At 66.4% G+C, this 14,775-nt stretch carries 16 protein-coding genes; 9 read left to right on the top strand and 7 right to left on the bottom strand.

What is annotated here, in order from left to right:
- Positions 1–122: 122 nt before the first annotated feature.
- The 3 genes from cueR to selD all read right to left on the bottom strand — a co-directional run bounded on the left by cueR (position 123) and on the right by selD (position 4,127).
- Positions 123–551, bottom strand: coding sequence for a Cu(I)-responsive transcriptional regulator (cueR, locus tag DZC73_RS26500; RefSeq protein WP_235835295.1), 429 nt, complete (start codon positions 549–551; stop codon positions 123–125).
- Positions 548–2,971: a heavy metal translocating P-type ATPase gene (locus DZC73_RS26495; RefSeq protein ID WP_124543383.1), complete on the bottom strand. Its 2,424-nt coding sequence runs from the start codon at positions 2,969–2,971 to the stop codon at positions 548–550. The genes cueR and DZC73_RS26495 overlap by 4 nt, the downstream gene beginning before the upstream one ends.
- A gap of 106 nt (positions 2,972–3,077) precedes the next feature.
- Positions 3,078–4,127, bottom strand: a complete 1,050-nt coding sequence (selD, locus tag DZC73_RS26490) for a selenide, water dikinase SelD (RefSeq protein WP_124543382.1) — start codon at positions 4,125–4,127, stop codon at positions 3,078–3,080.
- A 36-nt stretch (positions 4,128–4,163) separates the two neighbouring features.
- On the opposite strand from selD, the gene mnmH reads away from it, so the two are divergent.
- Genes mnmH through phnE form a run of 5 tightly spaced genes read left to right on the top strand, consistent with a single transcriptional unit; the run spans position 4,164 to position 8,576 of the window.
- Positions 4,164–5,210 (top strand): tRNA 2-selenouridine(34) synthase MnmH, encoded by a 1,047-nt coding sequence (gene mnmH, locus DZC73_RS26485; RefSeq protein ID WP_235835294.1) that lies wholly within the window; start codon positions 4,164–4,166, stop codon positions 5,208–5,210.
- Between the two features lie 24 nt (positions 5,211–5,234).
- On the top strand, positions 5,235–6,110 hold the full coding sequence (locus tag DZC73_RS26480; RefSeq protein ID WP_124543380.1) for a putative selenate ABC transporter substrate-binding protein: 876 nt from the start codon (positions 5,235–5,237) through the stop codon (positions 6,108–6,110).
- Positions 6,107–6,940 carry a phosphonate ABC transporter ATP-binding protein gene (locus DZC73_RS26475; RefSeq protein ID WP_124543379.1) on the top strand — a complete coding sequence of 278 codons (834 nt, stop codon included), beginning with the start codon at positions 6,107–6,109 and terminating at the stop codon, positions 6,938–6,940. Before DZC73_RS26480 ends, DZC73_RS26475 begins: the two co-directional genes overlap by 4 nt.
- The gene (locus DZC73_RS26470) at positions 6,940–7,782 is read left to right on the top strand and encodes a PhnE/PtxC family ABC transporter permease (protein ID WP_124543378.1); all 843 of its coding nucleotides are present in this window, start codon (positions 6,940–6,942) and stop codon (positions 7,780–7,782) included. Before DZC73_RS26475 ends, DZC73_RS26470 begins: the two co-directional genes overlap by 1 nt.
- Positions 7,779–8,576, top strand: coding sequence for a phosphonate ABC transporter, permease protein PhnE (gene phnE / locus DZC73_RS26465; protein WP_124543377.1), 798 nt, complete (start codon positions 7,779–7,781; stop codon positions 8,574–8,576). The genes DZC73_RS26470 and phnE overlap by 4 nt, the downstream gene beginning before the upstream one ends.
- 18 nt (positions 8,577–8,594) lie before the next feature.
- Here the strand turns inward: phnE and DZC73_RS26460 are convergent, their stop codons facing one another.
- Positions 8,595–8,855 (bottom strand): hypothetical protein, encoded by a 261-nt coding sequence (locus DZC73_RS26460; protein WP_124543376.1) that lies wholly within the window; start codon positions 8,853–8,855, stop codon positions 8,595–8,597.
- 115 nt (positions 8,856–8,970) lie between these two features.
- On the opposite strand from DZC73_RS26460, the gene DZC73_RS26455 reads away from it, so the two are divergent.
- Positions 8,971–9,159: a hypothetical protein gene (locus DZC73_RS26455; RefSeq protein ID WP_124543375.1), complete on the top strand. Its 189-nt coding sequence runs from the start codon at positions 8,971–8,973 to the stop codon at positions 9,157–9,159.
- On the opposite strand, the gene DZC73_RS26450 is transcribed toward DZC73_RS26455, so the two are convergent.
- Complete coding sequence (locus tag DZC73_RS26450; protein ID WP_124543374.1) at positions 9,136–9,939, bottom strand: YihY family inner membrane protein; 804 nt, start codon at positions 9,937–9,939, stop codon at positions 9,136–9,138. The two genes, DZC73_RS26455 and DZC73_RS26450, sit on opposite strands and share 24 nt — an antisense overlap.
- A 40-nt stretch (positions 9,940–9,979) precedes the next feature.
- Here DZC73_RS26450 and chrA point away from each other — a divergent pair, with 40 nt between their 5' ends.
- From chrA to DZC73_RS26440, 3 genes are all read left to right on the top strand, one after another.
- Positions 9,980–11,341, top strand: a complete 1,362-nt coding sequence (chrA, locus tag DZC73_RS26445) for a chromate efflux transporter (protein ID WP_235835292.1) — start codon at positions 9,980–9,982, stop codon at positions 11,339–11,341.
- Between the two features lie 128 nt (positions 11,342–11,469).
- Positions 11,470–11,601, top strand: a complete 132-nt coding sequence (locus tag DZC73_RS30540) for a hypothetical protein (protein ID WP_268879063.1) — start codon at positions 11,470–11,472, stop codon at positions 11,599–11,601.
- 112 nt (positions 11,602–11,713) lie between these two features.
- On the top strand, positions 11,714–13,054 hold the full coding sequence (locus DZC73_RS26440) for a GGDEF domain-containing protein (RefSeq protein WP_124543373.1): 1,341 nt from the start codon (positions 11,714–11,716) through the stop codon (positions 13,052–13,054).
- Between the two features lie 7 nt (positions 13,055–13,061).
- On the opposite strand, the gene DZC73_RS26435 is transcribed toward DZC73_RS26440, so the two are convergent.
- Both DZC73_RS26435 and DZC73_RS26430 read right to left on the bottom strand, forming a co-directional pair.
- Complete coding sequence (locus tag DZC73_RS26435) at positions 13,062–14,084, bottom strand: transporter (RefSeq protein WP_124543372.1); 1,023 nt, start codon at positions 14,082–14,084, stop codon at positions 13,062–13,064.
- Between the two features lie 165 nt (positions 14,085–14,249).
- Entirely contained in the window at positions 14,250–14,684 is a 435-nt protein-coding gene (locus DZC73_RS26430) for a hypothetical protein (RefSeq protein WP_124543371.1), read from the bottom strand.
- Between the last annotated feature and the right edge of the window lie 91 nt (positions 14,685–14,775).

The following is a 14,775-nucleotide window of genomic DNA, read 5'->3' as shown; positions in this document are numbered from 1 at the left end:
CCGAACAGGACAGTGAAACGCCTCAGCGCCGATGATAGTGCGGATTCCCGTGTGAAAGTAGGACATCGTCAGGCTATTAATTTAAAACCCCCTTCCAGATTCCTGGTTGGGGGTTTTGCTTTTTAGGCTTTACGATCTGAATGCCTCGGTTGCCCTGACTCCAACGTTTCGATGATCGGGCAGTCGGGACGTTCGTCCCCATGACAGCAATGCACCAAATGCTCCAGTGTTGCTTTCATCGCCTGAAGTTCGCGCAGCTTGGCGTCGAGTTCGTCGATGTGTGCCTGAGCCACGGCCTTGACTTGTCGACTGGGCCGTTTTCGGTCTTGCCACAGGGCCAACAGTTCTCGGATCTGTTCAATCGAGAACCCCAGATCGCGTGAGCGACGGATGAAGCGCAGCGTGCTCAGGTCCTTGTCGCCGTATTGGCGATAGCCTGAATCTGTTCGTGCTGCCTCGGGAAACAGCCCAACGCTTTCGTAGTGGCGAATCATCTTGGCTGATACGCCGGAAGCTTTGGCAGCCTGGCCGATATTCATCCGGATACTCATGGTTTGGCTCCAGTGCCCGTCGCAGCAGAACGCCAGCGGCGCAACGTCAGTGCATTGCTCACTACGCTCACGCTGCTGAAGGCCATCGCTGCGCCCGCAATGACCGGGCTCAGAAGTCCCATAGTGGCAAGCGGGATTCCGACAATGTTGTAGCCGAAGGCCCAACCCAGGTTCTGCCTGATCTTCGACCATGTCCGGAGTGAAATGTCGAGCGCATCAGCAACCAGAAGTGGATCGCCCCGCATGAGCGTGATGCCGGCGGTCTCCATGGCGACGTCTGTGCCGGTGGACATGGCGATCCCGACATCCGCCGCCGCCAGTGCGGGCGCGTCGTTGATGCCGTCTCCAACCATGGCCACGATGCTCCCTCGCGCACGCAGTTGCTGGACCACCGCCGCCTTGTCGCCCGGCAGCACCTCGGCGTGCACCTCGTCGATGCCAAGTTCACGCCCGACAAAATCGGCGCTCCCCCGGTTGTCGCCAGTGAGCAAGGCGGTCCGGATTCCTTGGGCCTGCAGGCGCTGTACCGCCGCGCGGGCTGATGGCTTCAAGGCATCGCCAAAGGCCAGCATCCCGAGTACCTGAGGCCCCGCCTCGCGCTTGAGGATGAGCCAGGAGATGGTGTTTCCTTGCCTTTCCAGCTTGGCGGCACGCTCAAAGAGCTCCCCCGCCTGTGCACCCAACTCATGAAGAAGGCGGCCATTGCCCAGGACGAACTCCTGACCCCGAACGGTTCCCTTCACACCGCGGCCGGGGAGTGCTGTGCCCGCGTCCGCTGCCACGAAGGCAAGACGATCCGATCGCGCCTGGTCGAGCACAGCCGATGCCAGTGGATGCGTGCTCGTCATCTGCAATGCCGCGGCGGCCTCCAGCAGCTCATCGCGCGACGCCCCACTTGCTGGTTCGACGGCCACCAAGCTCGGCCTGCCCGCCGTGAGCGTCCCGGTCTTGTCGAAGGCCACCACATTCACCGCATGAGCGACTTCCAGCGCCTGCGCATCCTTGATGAGGATCCCATGCCGCGCGGCAACGCCGGTGCCGACCATGATGGCCGTCGGGGTGGCCAACCCCAGCGCGCAAGGGCAGGCGATGACCAGCACAGCGACTGCATTCACCAGCGCCTGTTCGACATTGCCAGCCACTGCCAGCCATGCCAGCAATGTGACGAGCGCGATGCCAAGCACCACAGGCACGAACACTGCGCTGACACGATCGACGAGTCGTTGCACCGGCGCCTTCGCCGCCTGGGCCGACTCGACGAGGCGGATGACCCGGGCCAGCGTCGTCTCGGATCCGATGGCCAGCGTCTTCACCGCGAGCAGGCCTTCGCTGTTGACGGAGCCACCCGTCACCCGATCACCCACTGCCTTCGTCACCGGCCGGCTCTCGCCGGTAATGAGTGACTCGTCGACGTGGCTGCGACCTTCGATGACCTCACCGTCCACCGCCACGCGATCACCGGGCCGGACGATCACCACATCGCCAATCCGCACATGCTCGACGGGCACCTCAAGCTCGAGGCCTTCGCGTCGCACCCTGGCCGTCGACGGCCGCAGCGCATTCAGCGCCCGGATGGCGTCGGTGGTCTGCCGTTTGGCGCGAACCTCCAGCCACTTGCCCAGCAGCACCAGGGTGATCACTGCGGCCGAGGCTTCGAAATAGAGGTGCGGCATGCCGTGCGGGCCATGCCCGGCCATCAAGTAAACCGACAAGCCATATGCCGCGGATGTCCCCAGGGCCACCAGCAGATCCATGTTGCCGGTCTTCGCACGCAGCGCCTTCCAGCCGGCGATGTAGAACCGGGCGCCCAGCCAGAACTGAATGGGACTGGCCAACGCAAGCTGCCACCAACCACCCAGCATCCATCCGATGCCGATCAATTGCAGCAGCATCGGTGCCACCAGCGGCACGGTGAGAAGAGCGCTCAACGCAACGGGCCACCAGTCGGGGAGCCGTCGTGTGGCGGCGGGCCTTGCTTCAGCATCATCTGGCGCGGTGCCATAGCCAGCTTTTTCAATGGCGGTGCGCAGTGCCGAATCAGAAACCGTGGACAGGGCCTGAACCGTGGCCTTCTCCGTGGCCAGATTGACGCTGGCCTGCATCACGCCAGGTACTTTGAGCAGCGCCTTCTCCACCCGGGCCACGCAGGACGCGCAGGTCATGCCCTCGACCTTCAGCGTGCGCTCCGTGCTGTCCAAGCCATACCCGGCGCGCTGCACCGCCGACGCCAGCGCCTGGATGCCCACAGCCGCATCCAGGCTGACGGAGGCCTGCTCGGTGGCAAGATTCACCTCCGCGCCATGCACGCCGGGCACTGCCTTCAATGCCTTTTCAACACGAGAGACGCACGATGCGCAGCTCATGCCCGTGATCGGGAGCAGGATCGGGGCGGAGCCTGGGAGCGAGGCAGCGGTGCTCATGGACATCTCACGGAAGCTTCAGCGTGAAGCGATGGTCAAGCTTCCAATGATGGTAAGGTCAAGCGACAGGATCACAAGGCCGGCTTGCCCCGCCGTTTGAGCTCGATCAACCCAAGGCCACACGCACCTTCGGTTCTCCTGCCACCATGCGCCCGATGACTGCTGCATCCGCGAATCCAGCCTGGCGGAATCGCGCCAGCACGTCATCGGCGGCCCGCGCCGAACAGGTCACCAGCAGCCCGCCGCTGGTCTGCGGGTCCGTCAGCAAGGCCTGCTGCCAGGGCAGGAGACCCTCATCCATCACGACATCCTTTCCATACCCCGCCCAGTTGCGAGCCGAGGCGCCGGTGGCGATGCCATTCATCGCATGCGTCCTGGCGGCGGCGATGAGCGGCACACGAGCCATGTCGACCTCGGCCCCCAACCCGGACCCGCGGCACACCTCCAGCAGATGCCCTGCCAAGCCGAAGCCCGTCACGTCCGTCATCGCATGCACGCCCTCGATCGCGCCCAGCTCGCTGCCCACGCGATTGAGCTGCGTCGTGGTGCGCACCATCTCCGCATAGCCCGCGTCGTCGAGCAGGCCCTTCTTCAACGCCGCTGAAAGGATGCCCACGCCCAGCGGCTTGCCCAACACCAGCAGGTCTCCTTCGCGTGCATCCGCGTTGCGCCGGACGCGGTCCGGGTGCACCAGCCCCAGGGCCACCAGGCCATAGATCGGCTCCAGCACGTCGATGGAATGCCCCCCGGCAATGGGAATGCCCGCCTCCTGGCACACGCTTGCGCCGCCTTCGAGGATTTGCCCGATCACCTCCAGCGGCAGCTTGTCCAGCGGCATGCCCACCAGCGCGAGGGCCATGATGGGCGTGCCACCCATGGCATAGATGTCGGAGATGGCATTCGTGGCAGCGATGCGTCCGAAGTCGCGCGGGTCGTCGACAATCGGCGTGAAGAAGTCGGTGGTGGCCACCAGCGCCTGCTGGTCGTTCAGGCGATAGACCGCGGCATCGTCCGCGGTCTCGGTGCCCACCATCAGCTGCGGCGGGACGAGACCCTGCGGTGCGCGCGACAGGATGTCGGCCAGCACACCCGGGGCGATCTTGCAGCCGCAGCCTCCGCCATGAGAAAAGGATGTGAGTCGAATGGGATTCGTCATGGATGCAGTGTCGGTGAAAAGCCTGGGGCTGTCGCCTTGAGCCACAAGCCGACCACGGTCGAGGACCTGCCGGCCTTCAGCGTGATCATCGACGCGCGCTCGCCGGCCGAGTACGCGCTGGACCACATCCCCGGCGCCATCAATTGCCCGGTGCTCGACGACGAGGAGCGGCGTGTCGTCGGCACGACCTACGTGCAGGTCTCGGCCTTCGAGGCGCGCAAGATGGGCGCAGCCATGGTGGCGCGCAACATCGCCCATCACCTGGACACGCAGTTCCGCGGCCAGCCGCGTGAGTGGCGGCCCTTGGTGTACTGCTGGCGCGGCGGCATGCGCAGCGGCAGCTTCGTCAACGTGATGCGCATGGTGGGCTGGGATGCGCAGCAGCTTCAAGGCGGCTACAAGGCCTGGCGGGCGCACGTCGTGCAGCAGCTGGCGCAGCGTGCGCCGCAGCTGTGCCTGAAGGTGCTGTGCGGTCCGACCGGCAGCGCGAAGACCCAGGTGCTGCGCGCGATGGAACGGCAGGGCCAGCAGGTGCTTGATCTGGAAGCGCTGGCCGTGCATCGCGGGTCCGTGCTGGGCGACATCCCGGGCCAGCCGCAGCCATCGCAAAAGGCTTTCGAGACGGCCCTCATGGACCACATCGCCCGCTTCGACCTGGCTCGAACCGTGTGGGTCGAGGCCGAAAGCCGGCGCATCGGCAAGCTGACGCTGCCGGAGCCCTTGCATGCCCGACTGCGCGAAAGCCCGGTGGTCGAGATCGCTGCGACCTTGCCGGCACGCATGGCCTACCTGCTGCGCGACTACGCGTGGCTGGGCGACGACCCACAACTACTGATCGACAAGCTGAGCGGCCTGAGCGAGTTGCTGCCCAAGGAGACACTGGCTCAGTGGCGGACCTGGGCACAGCAGCACGAGCTGGCGCCCTTGCTCGAATCCCTGCTGCTCAGGCATTACGACCCGTTGTACGCCCGCTCGCAGGGCCGCCACCTGGAGCGGCTGGAGCAGGCGCAGCGTGTGGACACCGACGACCTGTCGCCCGAGGGCATTGACGCCCTGGCACAACGCATCGCATCACTTCACTGAACCACGACACGAGGAGCTCATCACATGGTTTCACACAACAGGCGCCGGCTCGGCTTGGCCGCATTCATGATGCTCGCCTTGGCCGGCGGTGTGCAGGCCCAGACCGCCATGCCCGGCGTGCTGCGCGTCACCGCCATTCCCGACGAAGCGCCCACCGAGCTGGCCCGCAAGTTCGCACCGCTGGGCAAGTACCTCGAAGCCAAGCTGGGCATGAAGGTCGAATGGACGCCCGTCACCGACTACGCCGCGGCGGTGGAGACCGTGGTGAACCGCAAGGTGGACCTGGCCTGGTTCGGCGGCTTCACCTTCGTGCAGGCCAACGTGCGCTCCGGCGGGAAGATGATTCCACTGGTGCAGCGCGAGGAGGACGAGCGCTTCCGCTCCGTGTTCATCACCGACGCGCACAGCGGCATCGCCAAGCTCGAAGACCTGAAGGGCAAGACGCTGAGCTTCGGTTCGGCCAGCAGCACGTCCGGCCATCTCATGCCGCGCAGCTTCCTGCTGGCGGCGAAGATCAATCCGGATGCGGACCTCAAGCGGGTGAGCTTCTCCGGCGCGCATGACGCGACCATCGCGGCGGTCGCCGGCGGCAAGGTCGATGCCGGTGCGCTGAACATCTCGGTGTGGGAGAAGTTCGTGGCCGAGAAGAAGGTGGACACGAACCAGGTGAGGGTCTTCTTCACCACGCCTGCCTACTACGACTACAACTGGACCGTGCATGCCGACATGCCGGCGGACCTGCGGCAGAAGATCCTGGATGCATTCCTCGCGCTGGATGCGAACACGCCGCAGGGCAAGGAGATCCTCGGGCTGCAGCGCGCCACGCGCTTCGTGCCGACGAAGGCCGAGAACTACGCCGGCATCCGTGCCGCCGCGGAGAACGCCGGATTGCTCAAATGACCGTGGATGGTCCGGCGGTCGAGCTGCGAGGGCTGAGCGCGGGCGCCGCGCCAGGTGCCTCGCGTGCCGTGCTGCGAGGGATTGACCTGCGCATCCAGCCTCGGGAGCAGGTGGCCGTCATCGGACCATCGGGTGCCGGAAAGACCAGCCTGCTGATGGCGATGGCCTGCGCCGTGCAGCCGCTCGGCGGTTCGTTGCGTGTGCTGGACCGCGATCCGTGGGCCATGAGTTCAGCGCAGCGGCAGGCGTTGCGCGCCCAGCTCTTCCTCGCGCCGCAGGTGCCGCCCTTGCCGCCGCGCCAGCGCGTGGTGGCCGCGGTGCTGGCGGGGCGGCTGCCGTCCATGGGCCTCATGCAAAGCGTGCTGCAACTGTGGCATCCCACCCAGGCGCAGCTGGCGCAAGAGGCACTTTCACGCGTGGACCTGGCGGACAAGCTGTGGGACCGCGTGGACCGACTGTCCGGCGGCGAGCGCCAGCGCGTGGGACTGGCCCGGCTGCTGGTCTCGCAGGCGGGCTTGTGGCTGGTCGACGAGCCTTTGTCTGCGCTCGATCCGGCCAGGGCAGGGCGCGTGATGGACGCGATGCTGGATGCCGCCGCGCGAGAAGGCCGCACGCTGGTGTGCAGCCTGCACCAGGTGGCGGTCGCTCGCGAACGATTCAAACGCATCGTGGCGCTGCGCGGAGGCGAGGTGTTCTACGACGGGCCTTCGGCCGGGCTCGATGATGCCGCCGTGAGCCAGCTCTACGAAGGCAGCGCTGACGACGATGTGGATCGCGCCGCGAACCAGCCGCCATCGGCCGCGGCGTTGCCCGAAGCGATGTGCCGCTGATGACGCCAGCCTCCGCAATGACGGCACCATGGATGCGTGATCCATCGCATGCACCGCGTGTGGCCACGCTGCTGATCGCACTGGTGCTTGCGTGGCCGCTGCTGGCGTGGACCGAGTTCAACCCGTTCGCGCTGGCCGATGAGCGCAGCCTGCGATCCGCCTGGCGCTTCGTGCGCGACTTCGCGCCGCCGCGGCACGACGCCGAGTTCCTGTGGGAGCTGCTCGCGGACACCTGGCGCACCGTCGCCATCGCCACCGCGGGCCTCACGCTCGCGTGGCTGCTGGCCGTGCCCATGGCCTTGCTGGCCACCGCGCGTCTGTCGGTCAGCGCCATCGCATCCGGCCGCATGGGCTGGATGCCTGCGACGCTGCGCCAGGCGGTGCGATGGTTGTTGATCGCGCTGCGTTCCATCCCCGAACTGGTCTGGGCCCTGGTGTTCGTGCGGGTGGTGGGCCTCGGTGCCACGGCGGGCGTGCTGGCGATCGCCATCGCCTACGGCGGCATGCTGGGCAAGGTCTACGCGGAGATCCTGGAAAGCAGCGACCCGGCGCCGACGCAAGCGCTGTTGCGCAACGGCGGTGGCCGGCTGCAGGCCTTGCTCTTCGGCGCGTTGCCGCAGTGCGGGATGGAGCTGGTGAGCTACACCGTGTACCGCTGGGAATGCGCCATCCGCTCGTCGGTGGTGCTGGGCTTCGTGGGCGCCGGCGGCCTCGGCCAGCGCCTGGACAGTGCCACCAAGATGTTTGCCGGCGCGGAGGTGGGGGCCGTGCTGCTCGTGTTCATCGCGCTCGTCGGGTTGAGTGATCGCGTCAGCGCGTCGTTGCGAAGGCTGATGGCATGACGACACCAGCCATCGATCGTTCGTCGCGACTGCGCGCAGGCTTGATCGGCATCGCCGTGCTGGCGCTCGTCGTTGCCAGCTTCGCCACGCTGGATCTGCACTGGGCGGAGTTCCTCAGCGCATCCGAACTGAAGAAGATGTCCGGCTTCGGCGCGAGCTTCTTTCCGCCGGAAACCTCGCTGCCGTTCCTTCGCAAGACGCTGCAAGCCTCGGCAGAGACGGTGGCGATGTCGATGCTGGGCACCGTGATTGCCGCCGCTGCAGGCCTGCTGCTCGCCTTGCCGGCCAGTGCGAAGGGCGGGCCGTTCGCTCGCGCCTTGCATGCCGTGTCGCGCCTCTTGCTGAACGTGCTGCGCTCCATTCCGGAGCTTGTCTGGGCCTCGCTCCTGCTCGTCGCGGCCGGCCTCGGGCCATTCCCCGGCACACTGGCCCTGGCGATCCACACCACCGGCGTCCTGGGGCGACTGTTTGCCGAAAGCATCGAGAACGCCCCGCCCGAACCCGCGCTGGCGCTGCGCATTCGGGGCGTCGGCCCGGCGCGTGTCTTTTTCTGGGCCACCTTGCCGCAGGTGCTGCCGCAACAGCTCTCCTACAGCCTGTACCGCTGGGAGAACAACATCCGCGCCGCAGCCGTGCTCGGCGTGGTGGGTGCAGGTGGTCTAGGCCAGATGCTGTACTACCACCTCAGCCTCTTCCAGATGCACGAAGCCTGCACGGTGCTGATGGCCATGGTGCTGCTGGTGGGGGCGGTTGATGCCGCCTCGTTCGGGGTGCGACGGTGGATGAACCGGTGACGGCTCATCCACCGACGATCATCGTGCGCCACCCGGCAGGGCCTCCCCCACCTCGTTGACCTCGCCATCGCCGTTGGCGACATAGACGTACACCTCAGGCGCCGACTTCAAGGTGCCCAGCCGCAGCATGGCCCGAAGCTGCCTGTCGCTCCACGCCGTCTTGCGGCCGAGCGCAGAAGGCGCCACGCCGCCGTCGGCAGACCAGAACAGCAGTGGCTTCGCATTGGCCTTGGTGCCGAAACGGCGGCCGCTGACGATGAGCGTCGTGCCCTCGCGCATCGAACCTTCGACAAACGCGATGACGGGTGCGGTGCCGGCGACGAGCCGCTTGGCGGAAACTGCAGTTGCGGGCTAGACTGCGCCGCGTTCACTTCGCAACCCACAGGGAGAATCCATGAAACTGCTGAGCCAACTTGCCATCGGCATGGCCATCGTGTTCACCGCCTTGCACGCCAACGCCGACGGTGGCACGCAGGCTGGGTCCACGTTCAAGATCTTCACCCTGTCCATCACGCCCGACACCGACGATCAGGACGAAGATGTGCAGTGGTATGACTGCTCAGGCCTTTGCCAGGGGGCGTGACAGGTTGGCGGTGACCAGCGCCGCACCCAGAATCACCAGCCACGAGAAATACACCCACAGCAGGAAGATGGGCACGGCGTCGAATGCACCGTACATCGCCTTGTAGGTGGGTACCTGAAGCAGGTAGGCCGCGAAGCCGCGCTTGCCCAGCTCCAGGCCGATGCTGGCGATGAGCCCGCCGGCGATGGCATGGCGCTTGAGCACCTTCGCGTTCGGCACGAAATACAACAGGCTCGACAGGCCGATTGCGCCGAGCACCACCGGCCCCATGCCGAGCACGAAGCGCGCCGACGGGGGCAGGGGGCCGATGAAGCCCATCGACGCACTGATCACGTACGAGGTCGCCCACAGGCTCACTCCCAGTATCGGTGGCCCCACCAACAGCATGAGCGTGTACATGCCCACGCGCTTGATGAAGGGCCGGTTGCGCTTCACGCTCCACAGCTGGTTGAGCGCGTTCTCCACCGTCAGCAGCAAGGCAATGGCCGCGGCCAGCAGCAGCACCGATCCCACCCAGGTCATGCCGCTGGCGTTGGACGAAAACTGGTGCAGGTACTTCAGCACCGTGCGTGCAATGTCGGCCGGCAGGAATGGCTTGAGCAGCAGGTCGTCGATGGCCGTCTCGAAACGGCTGAACACCGGAAAGCGCATGAACAGCGCGAAGGCGACCGACAGGAACGGCACAATCGACAGCACCGTCGTGAACGTGAGGCTGCCGGCGATCTGCGCGAGGCGCTCCTGCCTGGCGCGGCGGATGGTGAGCTGTGTCAGGCGGAACATGGACGACTGCTGGAACGGGTGCCGAACCCGAGGCTGAACAATGACAACGAACATGCTGGCCGGCGCCGACGCGCCGCAGGCCCTGACCCGCGCCGAAGCCTTCTCCTACTGGCTCAAGCTGGGCTTCATCAGCTTCGGCGGTCCGGCGGGGCAGATCGCCATCATGCATGAGGAGCTGGTGGAGCGCCGGCGCTGGATTTCCGAGAACCGCTTCCTCCACGCACTCAACTATTGCATGGTGCTGCCCGGCCCCGAGGCGCAGCAGCTCGCGACCTACATCGGCTGGCTGATGCACCGCACCTGGGGCGGCATCGTGGCCGGGGGCTTGTTCGTGCTGCCGTCGCTGTTCATCCTCATCACGCTGTCGTGGGTCTACATGGCCTTCGGCAAGCTGCCGGCGATCGCTGGCCTGTTCTACGGCATCAAGCCCGCGGTGACGGCGCTGGTCGTGCATGCAGCGTGGCGCGTGGGCTCGCGGGCGCTCAAGAACGCGTGGCTGTGGGGCATCGCGGCGGCGGCGTTCGTGGCCATCTTCGCGTTGAGCTTGCCATTTCCGCTGATCGTGCTGGCGGCTGGGGTCATCGGCTACGTGGGCGGGCGTGTTGCGCCGGACAAGTTCAAGACAGGCGGTGGGCACGGCCAGTCCGCCAAAGGCTTCGGTCCCGCGCTGATCGACGACCACACTCCCACGCCGCCACATGCACTGTTCTCATGGGCACGGCTGCGCAAGGTGCTGGTGGTGTTCCTTGGCCTGTGGGCCGCGGCCATGGCAGCGCTGGTGGCGGTCTTCGGATGGGAAGGCGTGCTGACTCAGATGGGCTGGTTCTTCACCAAGGCCGCGCTGCTGACCTTCGGCGGCGCCTACGCCGTGCTGCCCTACGTGTACCAGGGCGCGGTCGATCACTACCACTGGCTCACGGCCGCCCAGATGATCGACGGGCTCGCGCTGGGCGAGACGACGCCCGGGCCGCTCATCATGGTGGTGTCCTTCGTGGGCTTCGTCGGCGGGTGGACCAAGGCGATCTTCGGCAGCGATTTGCTGTTCCTGGCCGGCGCCGCGGCCGCGACGGTGGTGACCTTCTTCACCTTCCTGCCTTCGTTCTTCTTCATCCTGCTGGGCGGACCCTTCATCGAGTCGACGCACGGCAACCTCAAGTTCACCGCGCCGCTGACGGGCATCACTGCCGCGGTGGTGGGCGTGATCGTGAACCTGGCGGTGTTCTTTGCGTGGCACGTGCTGTGGCCGCAGGGGCAGGGGGGGCGCTTCGAATGGCCAGCGGCGGTGATCGGCCTTGCCGCAGCGCTGGCCCTGTTCCGCTTCAAGGCCGGCGTGATCCCGGTCGTGCTGGGCTCGGGCGTGGTCGGCCTGTTGTGGACGCTAGCGCACCCGTGGATTGGATGAACGCGTCTCCGCGGCCGCGCAGCCTGTCCGCCCGTCGGGGCATCACGGCTCAAGGCTTGCGCCATGCGCAGCAGCCGATCCGCGGCAGGCCAGAAGTCAAACGACGCGACGATACTCGCAAGGTGGCGATGTCCAGCTGCTGCAGCGGCAACCATTGGCAGGACACGCCGCCCTTGGTGACCCGCCGACCGGCGCTGTACGCCATCGGCAGCGTGGCGGCCTGCTGGACCATCGGACGGGTGATCAGCATCCTGGCCTGACGCGCTGCGCCCATGCGGCAACCATGGAAACTGGTGCAAGGCGCTCTGGCCGGCGAGCGTCGTTTGTTGTTAGAGTGCGCGCAGCGAACTGCTGAGGGCCGCTTCGACCAACATGCAACCAGGCCGTTTCAACAGACTGCTCCTGGGCCTGGTGGCCCTGACCCTGGCAGCACTCGCCTGGAACGAGTTCGGGATGAACAGCGTGCTGGCCATCACGGCGGCTCAGCCGTATTCCATCTGGACCGACGATGATCGACGGGAAGCCGGCGGGCGCACCGTGGCGCATGTGGACCGCGTGGGCTCGACCTTCGTGATGACCTGCGATGCGAAGCCGGGCTATGAATATCCGTACTGCGAGCTGGCCATCGCCTTGAGGGCCATGCCGGACGGGATCGACCTGACCGGCTATCGGTTCTTGCGGGTGTGGATTCGCCATGAAGGCCCCGCCATGCAGCAGTCGGTGCGGCTGTACCTGTGCAACTTCACGCCGTCCTATTCGAAGCTGGGAGACCAGCAGTCGCTGAAGGTGCACGAGGTGGCCTTCGATCCCGGCCGGGCCGGCGAGCCGGTGGACATCGACATTGCCAAGTTCTCGGTCGCCTCCTGGTGGATCAGCGAGCACAACGTTCCCATGGACCACGTGGGCACTGAACTGGACAAGGTGTCGGTGCTCCGCGTGGGCACCGGCAACAACGCACCCGTGGGCTTGCACAAGATCACGGTGGACCGCATCGAATTCCACGGCAAGCTGGTGTCCAAGGCCACGTTCCGGCTGGCCGTGCTGATGGCATGGATGCTGGGCATCATCAGCTTCGTGACCCTTGACGCCGCTGCCACCCGGCGCCGCCTGAAGGCAGCCGAGCAGGGCCAGCTTTCACTGCGGCGGATCAACGCGGCCCTTCAGTTGAAGACGCGAGACTATGCCGAGCAGGCTGGCCGCGACCCCTTAACCTCCCTGCTCAACCGCCGCGGGCTGGGAGACGATCTGCTGAAGCGTTCGAAGGAGGGCGAGGCCAGGCTGTTTCCAATGTCGCTCGTGTTCGTGGACCTGGATCACTTCAAGAACATCAACGACACGCATGGACATGCCGCGGGCGACGCAGTGCTTCGCAAGGTAGCCCAGACCGTCGGCTTGCAGATCCAGCGTTCGGACCTGCTCACGCGCTGGGGCGGCGAGGAGTTCTTGCTGCTGTGCCCGCTCACGCGGGCGCACGAGGCCCAGGCGATCGCGGAACGCTTGCGCCGGGTGATCGAGTCCATCGACTGGGAGGCGCTGGCACTGCATGTTACGGCCAGCTTCGGCGTGGCCGAAGCCATGAACGCGGCGGACCTCAGCGCGGGGATCGACCGTGCAGACGCGGCCGTGTACGTGGCCAAGCGCTCAGGCCGCAACCGGGTCGAGGTGCATGGCACGAAGGCGGCGGACGACGGCGCCCAGGCTTCGGTCGAGTGACATCGGGTCAATCATCGCCATCGCGCCGTCCGGCCCGGAAGGCAAACCTCGCCGCGATGCCGGTGATCAGCGCGATCACCCCCACCACCACCCAGAACCCGTGCGCATGCTGCGACAGCGGGATGCCGCCCACGTTCATGCCGAACAGGCCGGCGATGATGTTGATGGGCAGGGCCAGCACCGTCACGATGGTCAGCACGAACAGGCTCTTGCTGTTGTCCTCGTTGACCTGCGCGGCGATCTCTTCCTGCAGCAGCTTGATGCGCTCCTGCAGCGACGCCATGTCGCGCAGCACCACCGAGAACTCCTCGGTGGACTGGCGCAGCTCCTGCACGTCCATGGCGGCCATCCAGCCCGGCGGATACTGCAGCAGCCGGAACAGCGCCGCGGGCTCGGGCGCGAGCAGGCGCTGCAGGCGCACCAGCAGCCGCCGCAAGGCGCCCAGCTTGACGCGCTTGTGGTGCAGCTTGCCGGCGAGCAGGTCGTCCTCGATGCCGTCGATGCGCGCCGTCACGCCGCGCACGATCTCCACCAGCACGTCGGCCTGGCTGCGCATCAGCCGCTCCAGCAGCTCGGCCGATGAGCGCAGCTGCTCGCCGGCCTTCATGGAGGCGCGCAGCTTGTCCACCGAGCGCAGCGGGCGCAGCCGCGCCGTCACCACGAGGCCGGGCTGCACGCTGATCCACAGCGTGGAGATGTCCGAGGGCTCGAAGGAGAAGTCGAAGTGCACGTCGTTGATGACGGCGACCAGTGCATCTTCATCGCGCTCGATGCGCGTGGAGTGCAGGCCTTCCTTGAGCGTCTCGAAGAAGGGCTCGGGCAGCCTGGCGGTGTTGCGCAGCCAGCGCTCGGAGGCGTTGTGGCCGAGGTTGAAGTGCAGCCACAGGAAGCCTTCCTTCTCGGGCCGCGCGAGCCACTGCGCGGCCTCGGCCGATCCGATCTCCTTCGCGGCCGCGCCCGGGCGGCACGCGAAGCCGCAAATCAGTCCCGCGTCGTCGGCGCCGTAGGTGGCGCCGGTGGCGTTGTCCATGCTCGATCCCCTGCTGAATCGAGCGGCATCTTAGAGGCAGTTCCGTGACATGACTCCACCCACGGCACCTCAGTGGCTGGCGCGAGAAGCGGGAGCGTTCAGATGCTGATCATGAAGGCGGCGATCAACCCGCAGGCGGCGAAGGCCGCGCTCACGGATGGCGCGTCATTCCTGCTGGGCAGGTGCCGAAGGCTTCTTCGACTTCGGCCGGCCGGTCTTGAGGGCCGGTACGTCAGCAATTGCAACGGCAAAAGCCTCGTCGGACATCGCAGCAAGCGCCTTGATGCCGGCACGCAGCACCTCGCTCTTCTTCAGCGGGCGGCCGGCCTTGGCGCTGCGGTCCTTCAGCGTGTCGATGACCTGGTACTCGGGCTTGGGCATGGTGAAGCTGTCGCGCACGAGCTTGGTCTTGGGCAGCTTGGCGGCTTCAGGAGCAGCCTGCGTGGCGGGCTGGGTCTTGGGCTGGGGGGCTGCCTTGGCGGGGGCGGGCTTTTTCATCGAAGTCGCTGGCTTGGCGGCAGGTTTCTTGGCAGCGGCTGCCTTGCGCGGGGTGGTCTTGGTGGTCTTGGCTGCGCGAGACCCGACTTTGGTGGTGCTCATGGGTGGCGTGTTTCTCCAAACGGTATAAACAGTATATACCGTTATAGATTTGTCTACAACATCGGCCGACGACGGCCTCGTGGAGATCATT

The sequence above is a fragment of the Rhizobacter terrae genome, assembly GCF_003852895.1.
Taxonomy (GTDB): domain Bacteria; phylum Pseudomonadota; class Gammaproteobacteria; order Burkholderiales; family Burkholderiaceae_C; genus Albitalea; species Albitalea terrae.
This window is presented reverse-complemented; position numbering and strand designations above follow the sequence as displayed.

Bases quoted from the DNA above. Each gene is read 5' to 3' on its own strand.
- cueR (WP_235835295.1), bottom strand. From the start codon at position 551: ATGAGTATCCGGATGAATATCGGCCAGGCTGCCAAAGCTTCCGGCGTA.
- DZC73_RS26495 (WP_124543383.1), bottom strand. From the start codon at position 2,971: ATGAGCACCGCTGCCTCGCTCCCAGGCTCCGCCCCGATCCTGCTCCCG.
- selD (WP_124543382.1), bottom strand. From the start codon at position 4,127: ATGACGAATCCCATTCGACTCACATCCTTTTCTCATGGCGGAGGCTGC.
- DZC73_RS26480 (WP_124543380.1), top strand. From the start codon at position 5,235: ATGGTTTCACACAACAGGCGCCGGCTCGGCTTGGCCGCATTCATGATG.
- DZC73_RS26475 (WP_124543379.1), top strand. From the start codon at position 6,107: ATGACCGTGGATGGTCCGGCGGTCGAGCTGCGAGGGCTGAGCGCGGGC.
- DZC73_RS26470 (WP_124543378.1), top strand. From the start codon at position 6,940: ATGACGCCAGCCTCCGCAATGACGGCACCATGGATGCGTGATCCATCG.
- phnE (WP_124543377.1), top strand. From the start codon at position 7,779: ATGACGACACCAGCCATCGATCGTTCGTCGCGACTGCGCGCAGGCTTG.
- DZC73_RS26460 (WP_124543376.1), bottom strand. From the start codon at position 8,855: ATGCGCGAGGGCACGACGCTCATCGTCAGCGGCCGCCGTTTCGGCACC.
- DZC73_RS26455 (WP_124543375.1), top strand. From the start codon at position 8,971: ATGAAACTGCTGAGCCAACTTGCCATCGGCATGGCCATCGTGTTCACC.
- DZC73_RS26450 (WP_124543374.1), bottom strand. From the start codon at position 9,939: ATGTTCCGCCTGACACAGCTCACCATCCGCCGCGCCAGGCAGGAGCGC.
- chrA (WP_235835292.1), top strand. From the start codon at position 9,980: ATGACAACGAACATGCTGGCCGGCGCCGACGCGCCGCAGGCCCTGACC.
- DZC73_RS30540 (WP_268879063.1), top strand. From the start codon at position 11,470: ATGTCCAGCTGCTGCAGCGGCAACCATTGGCAGGACACGCCGCCCTTG.
- DZC73_RS26440 (WP_124543373.1), top strand. From the start codon at position 11,714: ATGCAACCAGGCCGTTTCAACAGACTGCTCCTGGGCCTGGTGGCCCTG.
- DZC73_RS26435 (WP_124543372.1), bottom strand. From the start codon at position 14,084: ATGGACAACGCCACCGGCGCCACCTACGGCGCCGACGACGCGGGACTG.
- DZC73_RS26430 (WP_124543371.1), bottom strand. From the start codon at position 14,684: ATGAGCACCACCAAAGTCGGGTCTCGCGCAGCCAAGACCACCAAGACC.